Origin of the sequence: Microbacterium helvum (assembly GCF_014779795.1) — a bacterium.
Taxonomy (GTDB): Bacteria; Actinomycetota; Actinomycetes; order Actinomycetales; family Microbacteriaceae; genus Microbacterium; species Microbacterium helvum.
The window spans coordinates 144,287-160,245 of the sequence record NZ_JACXZS010000003.1; the positions used below are offsets into that span (position 1 = coordinate 144,287).

The following is a 15,959-nucleotide window of genomic DNA, read 5'->3' on the forward strand; positions in this document are numbered from 1 at the left end:
CTGGCCCGCCCTGTGGGCGCTCGTCATCGGCTTCTTCATGATCCTGGTCGACACCACGATCGTCTCGGTGGCGAACCCCGCCATCAAGGCCGCCCTCGACCCCGACACCAACAACCTCGACAACGTCGTGTGGGTGACCTCGGCCTACCTGCTCGCGTACGCCGTGCCGCTGCTGATCACGGGCCGCCTCGGCGACCGGTTCGGCCCGAAGTACATGTACCTCGGGGGCCTTGCGATCTTCACGCTCGCCTCCCTCGGCTGCGGTCTGTCTCCTACGCTCGGCGCGCTCATCGCGTTCCGCGCCGTGCAGGGCCTGGGCGCGTCGCTCATGACGCCGCAGACGATGGCGATCATCACGCGCACGTTCCCGCCGAACCAGCGCGGCGCCGCCATGGGCCTGTGGGGCGCCACCTCGGGCGTCGCGATGCTCGTCGGCCCGTTGGCCGGCGGCCTGCTCGTCGACGGCTTCGGGTGGGAGTGGATCTTCTTCGTCAACCTGCCGGTCGGCGTGATCGGCTTCGTGCTCGCATGGATCCTCGTGCCCAAGCTCGAGACGCACCCGCACCGCTTCGACCTCGTCGGCGTCTTCCTGAGCGCGGTCGGCCTCTTCCTCATCGTGTTCGGCCTGCAAGAGGGCGAGACCTACGACTGGGGCGTCATCTGGGGTCCGATCACCGTGTGGGGCCTCATCATCACCGGCGTCGTCGTCATGGCGCTGTTCATCTGGCAGCAGGCCAAGACCAAGAGCGAGGCGCTCGTGCCGCTGGAGCTGTTCCGCGACCGCAACTTCTCGGTCGCGAACATCGGCATCGCGACGGTCGGCTTCACCGTGACGAGCATGTCGCTGCCGCTGATGTTCTTCCTGCAGCTGGCGCGCGGCCTCACCCCGACCGAGTCGGCGCTGCTGCTCATTCCGATGGCCGTCGCCGCGGGTGTTCTGTCGCCGCTGGCGGGCAGGTGGCTCGACCACACCGATCCGCGGGTGCTGCTCGTCCCCGGACTGCTGCTGGTGGCCGGGTCGCTCGTGGGCTACTCACTGCTCATGAATCTCGACACGCCCATCTGGGTGTTCCTCATCCCCTCGTTCGTGATGGGCGTCGGCAACGCGGGCATGTGGGGACCCCTCGCGACCACCGCCACCCGCAACCTCGCGCCGCGGCAGGCGGGCGCGGGCGCCGGCATCTACAACACGACGCGCACGATCGGCTCGGTGCTCGGATCGGCGGCGATCGCCGTGTTCATGCAGAGCCGCCTCGAGGCGAACATCCCCGGCGCGTCGGACTCGAGCGCCGGCGGCGGCTTCGGCGCCGGTCAGCTGCCCGAGATGATCGCCGACCCGTTCGCTACCGCCATGGCGCAGACCATCCTGCTGTCGGCCGCCGCGATGCTGGTCGGCGTGGTCGCGGTGCTGTTTCTGCGGCGGCCGAAGGCGACGTCGACCGACGACTGGCATGCGGCGCACGCCGCGGATTCCGCCGGCTGACGAGAGAGAAGTGGATGCCGGCGGCCGCGGGCGCCGGCATCCACCCCCCTGCGCACGCGGGCCCGCAGACGTCAGCCGCGACGACGGCCTCGCCTCTCATGCGCCCACACCGCGAGCTCGACGCGGTTGCGGGTGCTGGTCTTCGTCATCAGGCTCGCGAGGTGGGTCTTCACGGTGCTGAGCGAGATGTGCAGCTCGTCGCCGATCTCGGTGTTGCCGAGCCCGCGCGCGACAGCATCGAGCACCGACTGCTCGCGCCCGGTGAGCGGGCTCGCCGGCGGACGCGGCGAGGCGGGCGCGCTGCCCGCGAACGCCTCGAGCAACCGCACCGTCACCGCCGGATCGATCAGTGCGTCGCCTCGCGCCGCCGCGCGCACCGCTTCGGCGAGCAGTTCGGGCCCGGAGTCCTTCAGCACGAAGCCGCGCGCCCCCGTGCGCAGGGCGGCGTACACGTACTCGTCGAGGTCGAAGGTCGTGATCACGACGACCGGGATCGGGTCCGTGGTCTCGGGGCCCCCGAGCTCTCGCGTCACCGCGAGCCCGTCCAGCACCGGCATCCGGATGTCGACCAGGCACACGTCCGGTCGCAACCGGCGGGCGAGCCCGACCGCTGACGCGCCGTCGGCCGCCTCGCCGACCACCTCGATGCCGTCCTGCGCGTCGAGGATCATCCGCAGCCCGGTCCGCACCAGGTCCTGATCGTCCGCAATCATGACCCGGATGCTCATGGGCGCCACCCCGTCCTCGGCAGCGATACGACGACGCGCCATCCGCCGTCCGGCCGCGGCCCCGCTTCGCACCGGCCACCGAGCAGGTCGGCGCGCTCCTGCATGCCGCGGATCCCGTAGCCGGCAGTGATGGATGCCTCGACGGCTCCGGTTCCGGGCGCCGCCGGTGCCGCGCCAGGCGCCTCCGAGCGCCGAGACCCGTCCGAACCCCGCCCGTCGTCGTCCACGGTCAGCCGCACGCCATCGGCGCCGACCCGCACGTCGACCTCGATCCGCCGTACGCCGCGGGCGTGGCGCCGCGCGTTCGTGACCGCCTCCTGGGCGAGGTGGAAGACCGTGGCGGCGACCGGTGCGGGCACGGCATCCGCATCCCCCTCCACCCGGACCTCGATCTCGGGCACACCGTCGGTGCGAGCGAGGGCGTCCAGCTGCGCGAGCGACGGGGTCGGCGCCAGCGGTGCGGCATCCGCCCGCAGCACGCCGACCATCGCGCGCATCTCACGCAGCGTCTGTGTCGCCTCGGCCTCGATCGTGCGCAGCACCTGGGCGGTCGCCGACGGATCCTTCGCCGCCGCCACAGTGCCCGCCTGCGCCTGGACCGCGATCGCCGACACGTGGTGGGCGACGGTATCGTGCAGGTCGCGGGCGAGCTGCACCCGCTCGGCGAGGCGCGCCTGTTCGAGGTCGCGGGCGCGCACGCGAGCCCGCCAGCGCAGGGCGGCGCCGAGCGAGCCGGTGGCGACCACCACTGCGATGCCCCCGGCGACGTCGCCCGGCGTCGTGTCGGACGACGTCAGCGAGAAGGCCGTCCCGAGCACCACGAGCGCCCCTCCGACGAGCACCGCTCGGCCGCTCGCCCAGCGGAACAGCGCATACAGCAGCACCAGGAAGTACGCGGTCGTGAACAGCTGCGGATCGCCGCCGGTCGCGAGGCCCACGGTCGTGGCGACCAAGAACGCGATCGTCAGCATGAGGAGCGGGTGCGTCCGCCGCCACAGCAGCGTGGCTGAGAGGCCGATGAGCACGACCGCCCACAGCCACCGCCACGGCACCTCGCTCCGCAGCAGCGCCTCGACGACGGCCGCGACCGCGACGACGCCGGCGAGCACCGCGTCGCGCCACACGTGCCGCGGCGGCGCGGGGGCGGCCTTCGGGGCGTCCCAGAGAGCGCGCACCGGGCTCGTCATGCCCTCATGATAAGGGCGCGGCGGTCGGCGCCGAGGGGCGGTCCGCCCGCCTGGCACGAGGCCCTGGCGACCGCCGGATCACGATCTCGGCGACGGCGAGGTTGATGCCCCAGCCGGCGGCCATGAGCAGCGTGTGTACGACGGGGCTCGGCGTGCCCGCGACCAGCGTCCACGGCAGGAACGTCAGCACTTGCGTGCCCGCGCCGAGGCCGATCGCGTATGCGCGCACCATCCACGCCCGGTGCGTGCGCACATCGCCGCGCCGGATCGCCGCGAAGGCGACCACGATGCCGCCCGCCATCGCGGCCGCGAGCACGAGGCGCAGCGCCGACAGCCCGGGGCCGGTCACCGTCGACGGCAGGTCGTAGAAGAGGGTCATCCACGCCGCCGACAGCGCCGACAGCAGCCCGGCCGGCGCGACGAGGCGCCCTGAGCGTCGATGCCATGCCCGTCGTCGCAGCTCGGGGGCGAACTGCAGCGCACCCAGGAGCAAGAAGACGGTGGAGCCGATGATGTGCACGATCACTGGAGCCGGAGAGTCGAAGAAGCGGGCGTTCGCCGCCGTGACGGGCCCGCCGCCGGCGAGCTGCGAGACGCGTGCGGCTCCTGCCACGACGGGCACCAGGCTCAGTGCGATGAGGCCGGCCGGGATGAGCCGGCCGCGCCACGTGGCGCGCCGGGCGGTGCGGGGCGGAGCGATGGGCTGCGAGGTCATGCCGCCATGCTCGCGGCCGCGGCCGCGGCGCCGCATCGGCCGTCAGGCCCGACCCGCCTCGTCCGATCGGCCGAGGCCACGAGGACGCGCGGTGCGCGGCATCCCCCCGCGCCCGCGCGAAGCCGGCCACGGCTTGCGCGCCGCCGGCGCCTTGTCAACCCGTTGGCGCGCACCCGTGCCGTCGCGTCAGCATGACATCATGACCGCACTCGCAGTGATCCTGCTCATCATCGGAATCGTGCTGCTGCTGTTCGGCGTGTTCGTCGAGGCGGCGAAGTTCCTGCTGTGGATCGGCATCGTGATCATCGTGATCGCGATCATCGCGTGGCTGCTGCGCTACATCCGCCGCAGCTAGCCCGCATCCGTCGGCGGCGTCAGAGGCCCTCGGCGACGCGGGCGGCGATGTCGCTGCGGTGCTGGCCGCCTTCGAGCCCGATCGCGTCGATCGCGCGGTAGACGCGCTCGCGCGCCTGGGCGAACGTGGTCGCCACACCCACGACGTTGAGCACGCGACCGCCGGTCGCCACGAGGCCGCCGTCGGTCTCGGCGGTCGCCGCATGGGCGAGGTGCACGCCGTCGACCGCTTCGGCGTCGCGCAGTCCGCTGAGCGGCCGGCCGGTGACGGGCGCTGCGGGGTAGCCCTCGCTCGCCACCACGACGGTCACGGCGACGTCGTCCGCGAATGCGGGACGCGGCAGATCCTCCAGGTGACCCGATGCGGCGGCCAGCAGCAGCTCCGAGAGCGGGTCGACGAGACGCGGCAGCACGACCTGCGTCTCGGGGTCGCCGAAGCGGGCGTTGAACTCGATGACCTTGACGCCGGCGTCGGTGATGATCAGTCCCGCGTACAGCAGGCCGATGAAGGGCGTGCCCTCGGCGTCGAGCTGGCGGATGACCGGCTCGGCGACATCCCGCGTGACGAGATCGACGAAGGCGGCCTCGCTGCCGAAGCGGCCGTCGAGCCACGGCAGCGGCGAGTAGGCGCCCATGCCGCCGGTGTTGGGCCCCTCGTCGCCGTCGAGCAGGCGCTTGTAGTCCTGCGCGGGGGTGAGCGGAAGGACGTGGTCGCCGTCGCTCAGGAAGAACAGCGACACCTCGGGGCCGTCGAGGAACTCCTCGACGAGGACCGGACCGGACGGCAGGTATTCGTCGGCGTGCGCGAGCGCGGCGTCGCGGTCGGACGTCACGATGACGCCCTTGCCCGCGGCCAGGCCGTCGGCCTTCACCACGTACGGGGCGCCGAGCTCGTCGAACGCGGCCTCGACCTCTTCTCGGTTCGCCGCGCGCACGGCGCGCCCGGTGGGCACACCGGCAGCATCCATGATCCGCTTCGCGAACGCCTTCGATCCCTCGAGCTGGGCGGCCATGCGGCTGGGGCCGAACACGGGGATGCCGCGCTCGCGGACGGCGTCGGCCACGCCGGCGACCAGGGGCGCCTCAGGGCCGACGATGACGAGGTCGACGTGGTTCTCGTTGGCGAAGTTCGTCACGGCCGCGGGGTCGTTCGCGTCGAGCGCGACGAGCTGCGCGTCCTGCCCGATGCCCGCATTGCCGGGGGCGGCGAAGATCTCGTGCTCGGCCTCCTCGGACCGCAGCGCCAGGATGATGGCGTGCTCGCGCGCGCCCGAACCGAGGACCAGGATCTTCACCCGCCCAGCCTACCGGCGGGCGTCGCGGGGTTTCGGGGATCGGGAAGGGGCCGATTCCTTTCGGGGCGCGGCCGCGTCTGTACAGGCATGACCATCGATCGCGACCTCGACCGCACGACGCCCGACGCCAACCGCCGCCATTGGCAGGCCGTCGCCGCCGGCGGCGAGGTGCCGCCGTGGCAGGAACTCGGCGCCGAGCCGACGGGCATCGTGGCGACACGCATCGACGACCCGCCGGGGCTGTGGCTGCAGCCTGCGGGCGGCGACACCTCAGCTGCGGTGCTCGCGGTGCACGGCGGCGGATTCGTCGGCGGCTCGGCACTCACCCACGCCCGCCTTTTCGGCCACCTCGCGCTCGCCGCCGGGGTGCCCGTGTTCGCGATGGACTACGGACTGGTGCCCGAGCACGTGTTCCCGAGTCAGCTCGAGCAGACCGCGCACGCCTACCGCTGGCTGCGGGCCCGCGTGCCACGCGTCGCGCTCGCGGGCGATTCGTGCGGTGCGCTGCTCGCGCTCGGACTCGCCCTGCAGGCGGAGGACCGGGATGCCGCACCCCGGGCGCTGTTCCTGATGTCGCCGTGGACCGACCTCGATGCCGCGGGGGCGTCGTACGACCACGGCACCGACCCCTTCTTCACCCGCGATGTGGTGCGCTCCCTCGCCGACGCGTACCTCGCCGGTGCGTACCGGCACGACCTTCGCACCGCGCCGCTCGACGCCGACCTGCGCGATCTGCCGCCGACGCTCGTGCAGGCGGGCGGCGACGAGGCCCTGCTCGACGACGCCGTGGCACTGGCTCGACGGCTCGGCCTCGCGGGTGTCGACGTGCGGCTCGACATCGGCCCGGCCAGCTGCACACGTTCCAGATGACGGTGGGGCGATCGGATGCCGCCACCCGGGCGATTTCGGAGGCCGGCGTATGGCTGCGGTCGATACTGGTGCCGTGAGCGTCTTCGAGGCCGAGACGGCGGCGGCGCGGCACGAGCTTCTCGTGCACTGCTACCGCATGCTCGGCTCGCCCGACGATGCCGAGGACGCCGTGCAGGAGACCCTCGAACGGGCGTGGCGGGCGTGGGACGGGTTCCAGCACCGCTCCAGCGTGCGCACCTGGCTGTACCGCATCGCCACGCATGTCTGCCTGGACCGGCTGCGCACACGGCCGGCGCAGGCGACCGTCGGGCTGGACGGCATCCCCGAGTCGACGCACGCGACCGCGGTCGTCCTGCCGTTCCCGGGCGGCGGTGACGACCTGCGCCTCGCGTTCGTGGTCGCTCTGCAGGATCTTCCGGCGACGCAGCGCGCCGTGCAGCTGCTGCGCGATGTGCTGAGGTTCTCGGCCATCGAGACCGCAGAGGCCCTGGACACGACAGTGGCGGCGGTCAAGAGCGCGCTGCAGCGGGCACGGGCGCGGATCGCGCGCACCGCCCCTCGTGCCGAGGCGGTGACCGAGCCGACGGATGCCGCCAGCCGGCGCGCGCTCGACACCTATGTCGACGCGTTCACCTCCGGCGACGTCGCCCGCCTCGTCGACCTGCTGCGCGAGGACGCCGTGCTCGAACTTCAGCCCGAGGGAGGCGTGTACGAGGGGAAGATCGCCTGCGCCGCGGTGCTGCGCTCGGCATCCGGCCAGGGCGCATGGCACATGCGCCCTGTCGTGGCCAATGGCCAGCCGGCCGCCGTCGTTCACCGGGACGGCGACGCGTTCGGGGTGGCGGTGCTCGACGTGGGGCCTGACGGCATCGCCCGCATCACCGTCTTCGCCGACCCTTCGCTCGTCACCCGGTTCGGAATTCAGTCCGCACGCCCCGGCGGTGGCCAGCCCCCGGCGGAATGACGCGAGTCGGCCGGCAGCCACGTGCGCGCAGACTGAATTCTGGACGCGCCGGGGCGCGTACGGTGGAGGGGTGGCCACCCGCAGGATCTCCACCGATGACGGCCGCGCCGCACTGAGCGCGGTCGCGGCGGCGGTGGTGGCATCCATCCCGCCCTCTCGCACCGACAACGCGACGGCGGTGCGGTACCTGCTGCAGCTGCTGGTCGAGAAGGCGCCGGGCAACTCGGTCGAGGTGCGGGTGCCGCCGTTCGGCGCCGTGCAGGTGGTCGAGGGGCCGCGGCACACGCGAGGCACTCCGCCCAACGTCGTGGAGACCGACGCCGCCACCTGGATCGCTCTCGCGACCGGCGCCGAGAAGTGGATGGATGCCGCACGCGCGGGCCGCATCAGCGCCTCGGGCACGCGCGCCGACATCTCGCACCTGCTGCCGCTGCGGCCCTGAAGCCGACGCGCACGGCGCGCACGAGTGGGACAATGGACACATGCCCGAGCACAGCCAGGACCGCCTCGAGACCGTGCGGGTGCGCCGCGCGCCGAAGATCTCGGTGTTCCTGATCCTCGGCGCCGCGGTCGGCGTCTTCGTCGCGATGATCCTCACGTTCGCCTTCAACGGCACCGCCGAGGCGAGCCCCAACACCGGCATGGAGTACTCGCAGGGCCAGGTGTTCGGATTCCTGGTGCTGATCTGCGCCCCGGTCGGCCTCGCGCTCGCCGGCATCCTCGCGCTCATCCTCGACCGCAGGTCGCGTCGCCGCACGCACGAGATCGCCGTCGACCACGAGTCCGTACACGTCGACCCCGAGCCCGGCACGAACGGCGACGGCCCGGGCCACTGACCCGCGCCGCCCGCGGCGTTACGCGAGCTCGGCGATGATCGGGTGGATCGCGGCGTCGAAGGCCGCGACGTCGCCGCGCAGCCCGTCGGTCACCGCGATCGTGAGCGACCCGATCCACCACAGTCCGCGCTGCCCGAGCGGCAGCACCTGGACGTTCAACTCGAACGAGTGTGCGCGCCGGCCGACCTGGCGCTCGTGCTCCGCGATCGCCCCGGCGTAGGCGCGATACCTCGTGCCGGTGCCGTGCGACGCCTCTCTGCGGTACCGCTCGTTCGCGGACTTCGCGTACGCGAGCGCTTCGGCGGCGTGTGGCACGACGGCCCGCCGCAGTTCCGCGGCGCCCTCGGACGGGAGCGCCAGTGAGGTGCCGAATTCGTCCACGAGCTCGAGGGGCACGGCGGAGGGATGCGCCTGCGGTTCGACGGTCATCGCCCAGTGCACGCGCCACTGCTGTTCGAGTGCTTCCTGAGCGGCGGCGCTGCGGTCGTTCGCGCGAGGAGGGATGCCGCGCAGCTGCGGCAGCTCCTCAGGCGAGCGGATGCCGAGGACCTGGCGCAGATAGAGGGCGAGAAGAACCGGCTGACCGGCGTCTTCGCGGATCAGCCACTCCGGAGCACCGGCGCCTCCCATGCCCCTCATTCTAGGTCCGCGGCACCGCACCCGGGCGGGCTTCCGCGCCTCGACCCACCCGCTCTCGCAATGGCGTGACCTTGGCGCGCGCCACGCTGATTCAGTTCACTTGCGCTGTTTGTACGCCGATCGGCCGTGCGGGCGTACGTTCAGCGCAAGTGAACCGATTCAGACGGGGTGCTGGGGCGACCTGACATCCGGCGTCCGCTCAGGCAGGCCGCCGGTAGGCTGGAGGCGTGGCCTCATCCGATCGCGATGCCCCCTCCCGCCCCCAACCGCCCGTGAACCCGTACGCGGCTGCCGGTGTCGACACCGCCGCCGGCGACCTCGCCGTCGAGCTCATGAAGTCCGCCGTGCGCCGCACCCACGGACCCGAGGTGCTCGGCGGGGTCGGCGGTTTCGCCGGACTCTTCGACGCCACGGCCTTCAAGGCCTACGACAAGCCGCTGCTGGCGACCAGCACCGACGGCGTCGGCACGAAGGTGGCGATCGCCCAGGCCATCGACAAGCACGACACGATCGGGCAGGACCTCGTCGGCATGGTCGTCGACGACATCGTCGTGGTCGGCGCGAAGCCGCTGTTCATGACCGACTACATCGCGTGCGGCAAGGTCTTCCCCGAGCGCATCGCCGACATCGTCCGCGGCATCGCCGACGGCTGCGCGGCCACCGGCACCGCCCTCGTCGGCGGCGAGACCGCCGAGCACCCGGGCCTGCTCGGCGTCAACGACTACGACGTCGCGGGCGCCGCGACCGGCGTGGTCGAGGCATCCCGCGTCCTCGGCGCGGAGCGCGTGCGCGACGGTGACGTGGTGCTCGCCCTCGCGTCGAGCGGCCTCCACTCCAACGGCTACTCGCTGGTTCGCCACATCGTGGCAGGCGCCGGCATCCACTACGGCGACAACGCCGCAGACTTCGGGACGACGTGGGGCGAGGCCCTGCTCGAGCCCACCCGCCTGTACACGCTGCCGCTGCTGCGCCTCATCGCCGGCACCGGCGACGCCGTGCGCTCCCTCAGCCACGTCACGGGCGGCGGCATCGCCGCCAACCTCGCGCGCGTGCTGCCGCAGGGCACGTGGGTCGAGGTCGACCGCTCGACGTGGTCGCCGTCGCCGGTGTTCCGCGTCCTCGCCGACCTCGGCGGCCTCGACCTCGAGGCGACGGAGGGCACCTGGAACCTCGGCATCGGCTTCCTCGCGGTCGTGTCGCCCGAGCAGGCGCAGGCCGCGGCATCCGCTCTCTCCAGCGAAGGCATCGCCACCTGGCAGGTGGGCGTCGTGCGCACCGGCACGCGCCCGGACGACACGAACGGCCACTGGGAACAGGGCGCCAAGGGCGTCGACGGCGGCGCGGTGCGCCTCGTCGGTGCCTACGCGGACCACGGGCGCCACACAGACCACGCCGCTCGCTGAGCGCGCGCAGACACAGAACGAAGGCAAGCAACACCCATGTGCGGAATCGTCGGGATGGTGGGCCGCGGGTCCGTCAACCAGGAGATCTACGACTCCCTCCTCCTGCTGCAGCATCGGGGCCAGGACTCCACGGGCATCGCCACGGCCGAGAACAGCGGCGTCGTGCACATGCACAAGGCGAGCGGGCAGGTGCGCGAGGCGTTCCGCACGCGCGACATGCGGGCGCTCCTCGGCGAGATCGGCCTCGGTCACGTCCGGTACGCCACCAAGGGCACCGCGTCCAGCGAAGAAGAGGCGCAGCCGTTCTACGTCAACGCCCCTTACGGCATCGTGCTGGTGCACAACGGCAACCTCACCAATACGCGTGAGCTGACCGATGAGCTCTTCCACAAGGACCGCCGCCACCTCAACACGAGCTCCGACACCGAGCTGCTCGTCAACGTGCTGGCGAACGAGCTGCAGTCCTCGATCTCGGGCCTCGAGCTCGACCCCGAGCAGGTGTTCCACGCGGTCACGCGCGTGCACGAGCGCGTCGAGGGCTCGTACGCGGCGATCTCGCTGATCGCCGGCTACGGTCTGCTGGCGTTCCGCGACCCGTTCGGCATCCGCCCGCTCATCCTCGGAACGCGCAAGAACGCCGAGGGGCAGGACGAGTGGGTCGTCACGAGCGAGTCGCTCGTACTCGAGAACGGCGAGTTCGAGGTCGTCCGCGACGTCGAGCCTGGCGAAGCGGTGTTCATCGACCTCGACGGCACGCTGCACACGCGGCAGTGCGCGACCGACCCGCAGCTGATCCCGTGCTCGTTCGAGTACGTGTACCTCGCACGCCCCGACTCGGTCATGAACGGCATCTCGGTCTACGAGGCGCGTCTGCGCATGGGCGAGCGGCTGGCCGACACCATCGCGAAGCACACGCCGCGAGAGGCGATCGACGTCGTCATGCCGATCCCGGACTCGTCGCGCCCCGCCGCGATGCAGGTCGCGCGCAAGCTCGGCGTCGAGTACCGCGAGGGCTTCTACAAGAACCGCTACGTCGGCCGCACGTTCATCATGCCGGGGCAGGCGGTGCGCAAGAAGAGCGTGCGCCAGAAGCTCAACGCCATGTCGAGCGAGTTCAAGGGCAAGAACGTGCTGCTGATCGACGACTCGATCGTGCGCGGCACGACCTCGAAAGAGATCATCCAGATGGCTCGGGATGCCGGGGCCAAGAGCGTCACGTTCGCCTCGGCCGCGCCGCCTGTGCGCTACCCGCACGTGTACGGCATCAACATGCCCTCGCGTCACGAGCTGGTCGCCCATGGCAGGACGATCCCCGAGATCGCCGAGGAGCTGGGCGCCGACTTCGTCGTGTACCAGGAGGTCGAGGACCTCAAGGCCGCGATCCTCGAAGGCTCGGACGTCGAGGACCTCGACATGAGCTGCTTCGACGGCCGCTACGTCACCGGCACCGTGACCGACGAGTACCTGGCCTGGGTCGAGGGCTCGCAGGAGTCCTGAGCAGCACCGGCGCGCTCCGGCGCCGGCCGCGCCGCGCCATCGTGCCGGCCGCCGGCCTGTGGCCGCGGCATCCACCCGATCCTGCGCCGCGCGTCGAGAACGCACGTTCTCGCCGAGAACGCATGTCGTGCACGCCGATGACGTGCGGTCTCGGCGAGTACGCGCGTTCTCGACGGGCTGTGTCGCACCGGCCCGCGGCGTCCCCCCGGAGGCCGCGGGCCGGTGCGCCCGCGTCAGGCCGTGACCTTGGCGCCCTCGAGCACCTCGAGGAACGCCTTCATCCACGTGCCGTTGTCGGGCCAGGCGCGGGCCGAGACGAGGTTGCCGTCGACGACCCCGCCGCCGTTCTCGAACACGCCGCCGGCGAGCTCGACGTCGATCGCGAGCTCGGGGTAGGCCGACGACGTGCGTCCCTGCAGCACCCCGGCGGCGGCGAGCAGCAGCGGGCCGTGGCAGGTCGCCGCGACGGGCTCGTCCGCCTCGAAGAAGTGCCGCACGATGCGCTTGGCGTCCTCGTTGTTGCGGATGTACTCCGGTGCGCGCCCGCCGGGCACGACGATGGCGACGTAGCCGGCCGGATCGACGTCGGCGAACGCGATGTCGGCGTCCCAGGTGTGACCGGGCTTCTCGGTGTAGGTGTCGAAGCCGTCGACGAAGTCGTGCACGACGAACTGCAGCTTGCGCTTCTCGGGAGCGCCGATGTGCACCTCGTAGCCCGCTTCCTGCAGGCGGTGGTAGGGGTAGAAGACCTCGAGGGTCTCGGCGGCATCGCCGGTGAGGATGAGGATCTTGTCTGACATGGCGGGTTCCCTCTCTGGACGTCGGTGTCTGATCCCAGGGTCCGTCCGCGCCCGTCGGCGCCGCGAGCCGGATTCTCACGATGTGCGAAACGGGCCGGACGTACACTGACGGGCATGAGCGCACCCCTGCGCGACGCCGGCGGCATCCGCTCGGCCGATCGCGTGCTGCAGATCCTCGACGAGGTGTCGAGCGACGCCGAGGGGCTGACCGCCGCCGAGCTCGCGACCAGGCTGGAGCTGTCGACGGCCACGACCTACCGGCTGCTGTCGACCCTGCAGACCCACGACTACCTGGTGCGCGGAGGTGATGCGCGCTACACGCTCGGCCGCGCCGTTGACGGCCTGGGCCGGGCCGTGCGCTCGCAGCTGGTCGCGACCCCCGAGGTGCGCGAGATCCTCGCACGCATGCGCGACGCGGCGCGCGCACCGGCCTATCTCACGGTGTTCCGCGGCGACGACATCGCGGTGGCGCACGTCGCCGATTCGGCCGCGCACCCCCGGATCGGGCAGCTGCATGTCGGATTCGCGGAAGCCGCCCACGTCACGGCGTTCGGCAAGCTGATGCTCGCCGCGCGGGACGACGCCGAGGTGCGCCGCTTTCTGGAGCGTCGCGGCGCGCCTGCCGTCTCGCGGCGGTCGATCACCGGTGAACGCGAACTGCTCGAACAGCTCGACGAGGTGCGCGCGCAGCAGATCGCCGTCGAGGTCGAGGAGTACATGCCCCGCCTCGCGTGCATCGCCGCGCCGGTGAAGTCGCGCAGCGGACGCACGGTCGGCGCGGTGTCGCTCTCGACGACCGCCGACGACTTCGCGTCGCGGGCGCACGAGCTCGAGCGCATCGTGCGGCGCGGCGCCTGGCACGTGTCCAGCAGTCAGTAGCGCGCCTCGCGACGGCTCCGCCGAATGGATGCCGCGGCCCCGGGCATCCGGCGCCGCCTAGGCTGGAGGGGTGATGTCGACCCCGCGCCCGTTGTGGCAGGGGCGGACCCTCGCGGTGGTCGGGATCGTGCTCTTCGCGTTCTCACTGCGCTCCGCGGTGGCCTCGCTCTCACCCCTGTTCGACCACATCTCGGCGGAGTTCGAGCTGCCCGCGGCCGTCATCGGCCTGATCGGCACGGCACCGCCCGTCTGCTACGCCGTATTCGGTCTGCTGACACCCGCGCTGGAGCGCCGCTTCGGGCTGGAGCGGCTCGCGGTGACCGCCATGGTGGTCGTCGCGGCCGGACTCGTCGTGCGCAGCCTCGCGCCGAACCCGGGTCTGCTGCTCGCCGGCACCGCGCTCGTGTTCGCGGCCGTCGGCACCGGAAACATCCTGCTGCCCCCTCTGGTGAAGCGGTACTTCCCCGACCGCATCGGCCTGATGACGACCGTGTACTCCACCACCATGGCGGTGTCGACGGCGCTGCCCGCGCTCATCGCGGTGCCCGTCGCCGACGCGTCCGACTGGCACCTCTCGCTCGGGCTGTGGTCGGTGTTCGCGCTCGTCGGCGCCATCCCCTGGATAGGACTCGCGGTGCGTCACCGCGCCGAGACGGCGGCCGCGGCGGCGGTCTCGGGCGACGATGAGGACATCGAGGAGCCCAGCCCCCGCGCGTTCGGCCGGATGTGGCGCGTGCCGCTCGCGTGGGGTCTTCTCGCGACGTTCGCCGCCTCGGCCACGATGGCGTACACCTCGTTCGCGTGGCTGCCGAAGATCCTGGTCGACATCGCGGATGTCACCCCCGCCGCGGCCGGCGTGCTGCTGTCGCTGTTCGGCTTCATGGGGCTTCCGGCATCCCTCGCCGTCCCGCTGCTGGTCGCCCGCTGGAACGCGACCCGACTGCTCATCGGCATCGCCATCGCGTGCGGGTTCGTCGGTCTCGGCGGACTGCTGCTCGTGCCGACCGTCGCACCATGGCTGTGGGTGGCGCTGTTCGGCCTCGCGCCGCTGCTGTTCCCGCTCGTGCTGGTGCTGCTGGGACTGCGCACGCGCACGCACGAAGGGGCCGTGGCCCTGAGCGGCTTCGTGCAGAGCATCGGCTACGGGATCGCCGCGCTGTTCCCGCTCGGCATCGGCCTGCTGCACGACGCCACGGACTCGTGGACGGGCCCGCTGATCGTACTCGCGGTCGTCGTCGCCGCGGTGATCCCGGCCGGCATCGTCGTGGCGCGACCGCACACCGTCGAGGACGAGTGGGAACGCCGACACGGCGCCTGGTGACAGGCGCCGTGCGCAGGCGACGGTCGACGTCGTCGCGCGTGAGCGCGGTGCGACGGACGGTGTGTGCGGCTGCTTACGCCTGCGACGACGAGAGCGGCGACGTCTCGTCCTCGTCTTCGTCGGCGTACTTGTCAGCCCACTTGTCGACGTACTCGTCTTCTGATGGGTGTCCGAGCTCGCGCTCAAGTGCGGAGTAGTTCACGTTGTACGTGTCGTACTTCAGCTCACGGGCGATCTTGGTGTGCTTCGCCTTCTGACGGCCACGCCCCATGCGAGACCCCCTCATTTAGAGTTGCGGGCTTTTGCGGGCTGTCAGCCTCGCAAACCCGGGCATTCACGAATCCGGCTTCGAACCGGTAAGAGTAGCATTCAGGATAACACGGAGCCCCCGCACCCCGGCGGCTCCGACCCCACCGGTGCGGGAGGAGTGCGGACATATGACCGACGAGGCATCCGAGACCGGGGGCGACGCCGTCAGCAACGAGGCGCTGCACGGCGCGGTGATCGTCGGCGTCGTACCCGACCAGTCCGCCCGTGTCTTGAAGGAGGCCGCGCGCTACGCGAAGCTCTTCCAGGCGCCGCTCGTCGTCGTGCACGTCGATGTCACGCGCTTCGTCACATATGAGGACCCGGACGGCTACGTGCACTCCGCCCCCATCGACCTCAACATCGCCGCCGGCGAGGGCGATCTCTCGAGGGTGACGGATGCGGCCGCCGCCGTGCTGGAGGGCACGGGCGTCGACTGGACCACGCGTCAGCTCGTCGGAGATCCCGCGATGGCGATCAAGCACCTGGCCGATCAGATCGACGCGCGGCTGCTCGTGGTCGGCACGCGCAAGCGCGGCTTCGGCGAGTCCGTGCGCGAGTTCTTCACGGGCTCGGTGGGCGCACGGCTCGCGCACCGGCAGCACCGGCCGATCCTCATCGTTCCGCTGGGAGAGCCCGTTGCCGACGACGAGGAGATCTGGCCCTCGTAGCCCGGTGTCGC

At 71.8% G+C, this 15,959-nt stretch carries 18 protein-coding genes; 11 read left to right on the top strand and 7 right to left on the bottom strand.

The features are described 5' to 3' along the window. Positions 1–10 precede the first annotated feature (10 nt). Positions 11–1,483: a DHA2 family efflux MFS transporter permease subunit gene (locus IF188_RS05980; RefSeq protein ID WP_224751565.1), complete on the top strand. Its 1,473-nt coding sequence runs from the start codon at positions 11–13 to the stop codon at positions 1,481–1,483. A 71-nt stretch (positions 1,484–1,554) separates the two neighbouring features. On the opposite strand, the gene IF188_RS05985 is transcribed toward IF188_RS05980, so the two are convergent. The 3 genes from IF188_RS05985 to IF188_RS05995 are packed head-to-tail and all read right to left on the bottom strand — an operon-like array spanning position 1,555 to position 4,113. Beyond that, positions 1,555–2,211: a response regulator gene (locus IF188_RS05985; RefSeq protein ID WP_191170880.1), complete on the bottom strand. Its 657-nt coding sequence runs from the start codon at positions 2,209–2,211 to the stop codon at positions 1,555–1,557. Beyond that, positions 2,208–3,398: a sensor histidine kinase gene (locus tag IF188_RS05990; RefSeq protein ID WP_191170881.1), complete on the bottom strand. Its 1,191-nt coding sequence runs from the start codon at positions 3,396–3,398 to the stop codon at positions 2,208–2,210. The genes IF188_RS05985 and IF188_RS05990 overlap by 4 nt, the downstream gene beginning before the upstream one ends. Positions 3,399–3,402: 4 nt before the next feature. Next, positions 3,403–4,113, bottom strand: a complete 711-nt coding sequence (locus IF188_RS05995; RefSeq protein WP_224751524.1) for a DUF2306 domain-containing protein — start codon at positions 4,111–4,113, stop codon at positions 3,403–3,405. 199 nt (positions 4,114–4,312) lie between these two features. On the opposite strand from IF188_RS05995, the gene IF188_RS06000 reads away from it, so the two are divergent. Beyond that, a complete protein-coding gene (locus IF188_RS06000; protein WP_191170883.1) occupies positions 4,313–4,468 on the top strand; it encodes a hypothetical protein in 156 nt (51 codons plus the stop codon). 19 nt (positions 4,469–4,487) lie between these two features. Here IF188_RS06000 and purD read toward each other — a convergent pair whose 3' ends face one another. Next, on the bottom strand, positions 4,488–5,762 hold the full coding sequence (gene purD, locus IF188_RS06005) for a phosphoribosylamine--glycine ligase (RefSeq protein ID WP_191170884.1): 1,275 nt from the start codon (positions 5,760–5,762) through the stop codon (positions 4,488–4,490). Positions 5,763–5,849: 87 nt separating this feature from the next. Between purD and IF188_RS06010 the strand changes: the two genes are divergently transcribed. The 4 genes from IF188_RS06010 (at position 5,850) to IF188_RS06025 (ending at position 8,432) form a co-directional block, all read left to right on the top strand. Beyond that, a complete protein-coding gene (locus IF188_RS06010) occupies positions 5,850–6,632 on the top strand; it encodes an alpha/beta hydrolase fold domain-containing protein (RefSeq protein ID WP_191170885.1) in 783 nt (260 codons plus the stop codon). Positions 6,633–6,705: 73 nt separating this feature from the next. Beyond that, positions 6,706–7,596: a sigma-70 family RNA polymerase sigma factor gene (locus IF188_RS06015; RefSeq protein ID WP_318152803.1), complete on the top strand. Its 891-nt coding sequence runs from the start codon at positions 6,706–6,708 to the stop codon at positions 7,594–7,596. 70 nt (positions 7,597–7,666) lie between these two features. After that, positions 7,667–8,038, top strand: a complete 372-nt coding sequence (locus IF188_RS06020; RefSeq protein WP_191170887.1) for a sterol carrier family protein — start codon at positions 7,667–7,669, stop codon at positions 8,036–8,038. A 40-nt stretch (positions 8,039–8,078) separates the two neighbouring features. Continuing rightward, positions 8,079–8,432 carry a potassium transporter Trk gene (locus IF188_RS06025; RefSeq protein WP_191170888.1) on the top strand — a complete coding sequence of 118 codons (354 nt, stop codon included), beginning with the start codon at positions 8,079–8,081 and terminating at the stop codon, positions 8,430–8,432. An 18-nt stretch (positions 8,433–8,450) separates the two neighbouring features. Here IF188_RS06025 and IF188_RS06030 read toward each other — a convergent pair whose 3' ends face one another. Next, entirely contained in the window at positions 8,451–9,062 is a 612-nt protein-coding gene (locus tag IF188_RS06030; protein ID WP_191170889.1) for a zinc-binding alcohol dehydrogenase, read from the bottom strand. Positions 9,063–9,298: 236 nt separating this feature from the next. Here IF188_RS06030 and purM point away from each other — a divergent pair, with 236 nt between their 5' ends. Both purM and purF read left to right on the top strand, forming a co-directional pair. Continuing rightward, positions 9,299–10,474 carry a phosphoribosylformylglycinamidine cyclo-ligase gene (purM, locus tag IF188_RS06035; RefSeq protein ID WP_318152804.1) on the top strand — a complete coding sequence of 392 codons (1,176 nt, stop codon included), beginning with the start codon at positions 9,299–9,301 and terminating at the stop codon, positions 10,472–10,474. Between the two features lie 36 nt (positions 10,475–10,510). Continuing rightward, positions 10,511–11,971 carry an amidophosphoribosyltransferase gene (gene purF / locus IF188_RS06040; RefSeq protein ID WP_191170890.1) on the top strand — a complete coding sequence of 487 codons (1,461 nt, stop codon included), beginning with the start codon at positions 10,511–10,513 and terminating at the stop codon, positions 11,969–11,971. Positions 11,972–12,204: 233 nt separating this feature from the next. Here purF and IF188_RS06045 read toward each other — a convergent pair whose 3' ends face one another. Then, a complete protein-coding gene (locus tag IF188_RS06045) occupies positions 12,205–12,771 on the bottom strand; it encodes a DJ-1/PfpI family protein (RefSeq protein ID WP_191170891.1) in 567 nt (188 codons plus the stop codon). Between the two features lie 114 nt (positions 12,772–12,885). Between IF188_RS06045 and IF188_RS06050 the strand changes: the two genes are divergently transcribed. Both IF188_RS06050 and IF188_RS06055 read left to right on the top strand, forming a co-directional pair. Next, complete coding sequence (locus IF188_RS06050) at positions 12,886–13,650, top strand: IclR family transcriptional regulator (RefSeq protein WP_191170892.1); 765 nt, start codon at positions 12,886–12,888, stop codon at positions 13,648–13,650. 73 nt (positions 13,651–13,723) lie between these two features. Beyond that, positions 13,724–14,971, top strand: coding sequence for an MFS transporter (locus IF188_RS06055; protein WP_191171060.1), 1,248 nt, complete (start codon positions 13,724–13,726; stop codon positions 14,969–14,971). Positions 14,972–15,044: 73 nt separating this feature from the next. Here the strand turns inward: IF188_RS06055 and IF188_RS06060 are convergent, their stop codons facing one another. Continuing rightward, positions 15,045–15,242: a DUF3073 domain-containing protein gene (locus IF188_RS06060; protein WP_191170893.1), complete on the bottom strand. Its 198-nt coding sequence runs from the start codon at positions 15,240–15,242 to the stop codon at positions 15,045–15,047. Between the two features lie 166 nt (positions 15,243–15,408). Between IF188_RS06060 and IF188_RS06065 the strand changes: the two genes are divergently transcribed. After that, complete coding sequence (locus IF188_RS06065; RefSeq protein ID WP_191170894.1) at positions 15,409–15,948, top strand: universal stress protein; 540 nt, start codon at positions 15,409–15,411, stop codon at positions 15,946–15,948. The last annotated feature ends 11 nt before the right edge of the window (positions 15,949–15,959 follow it).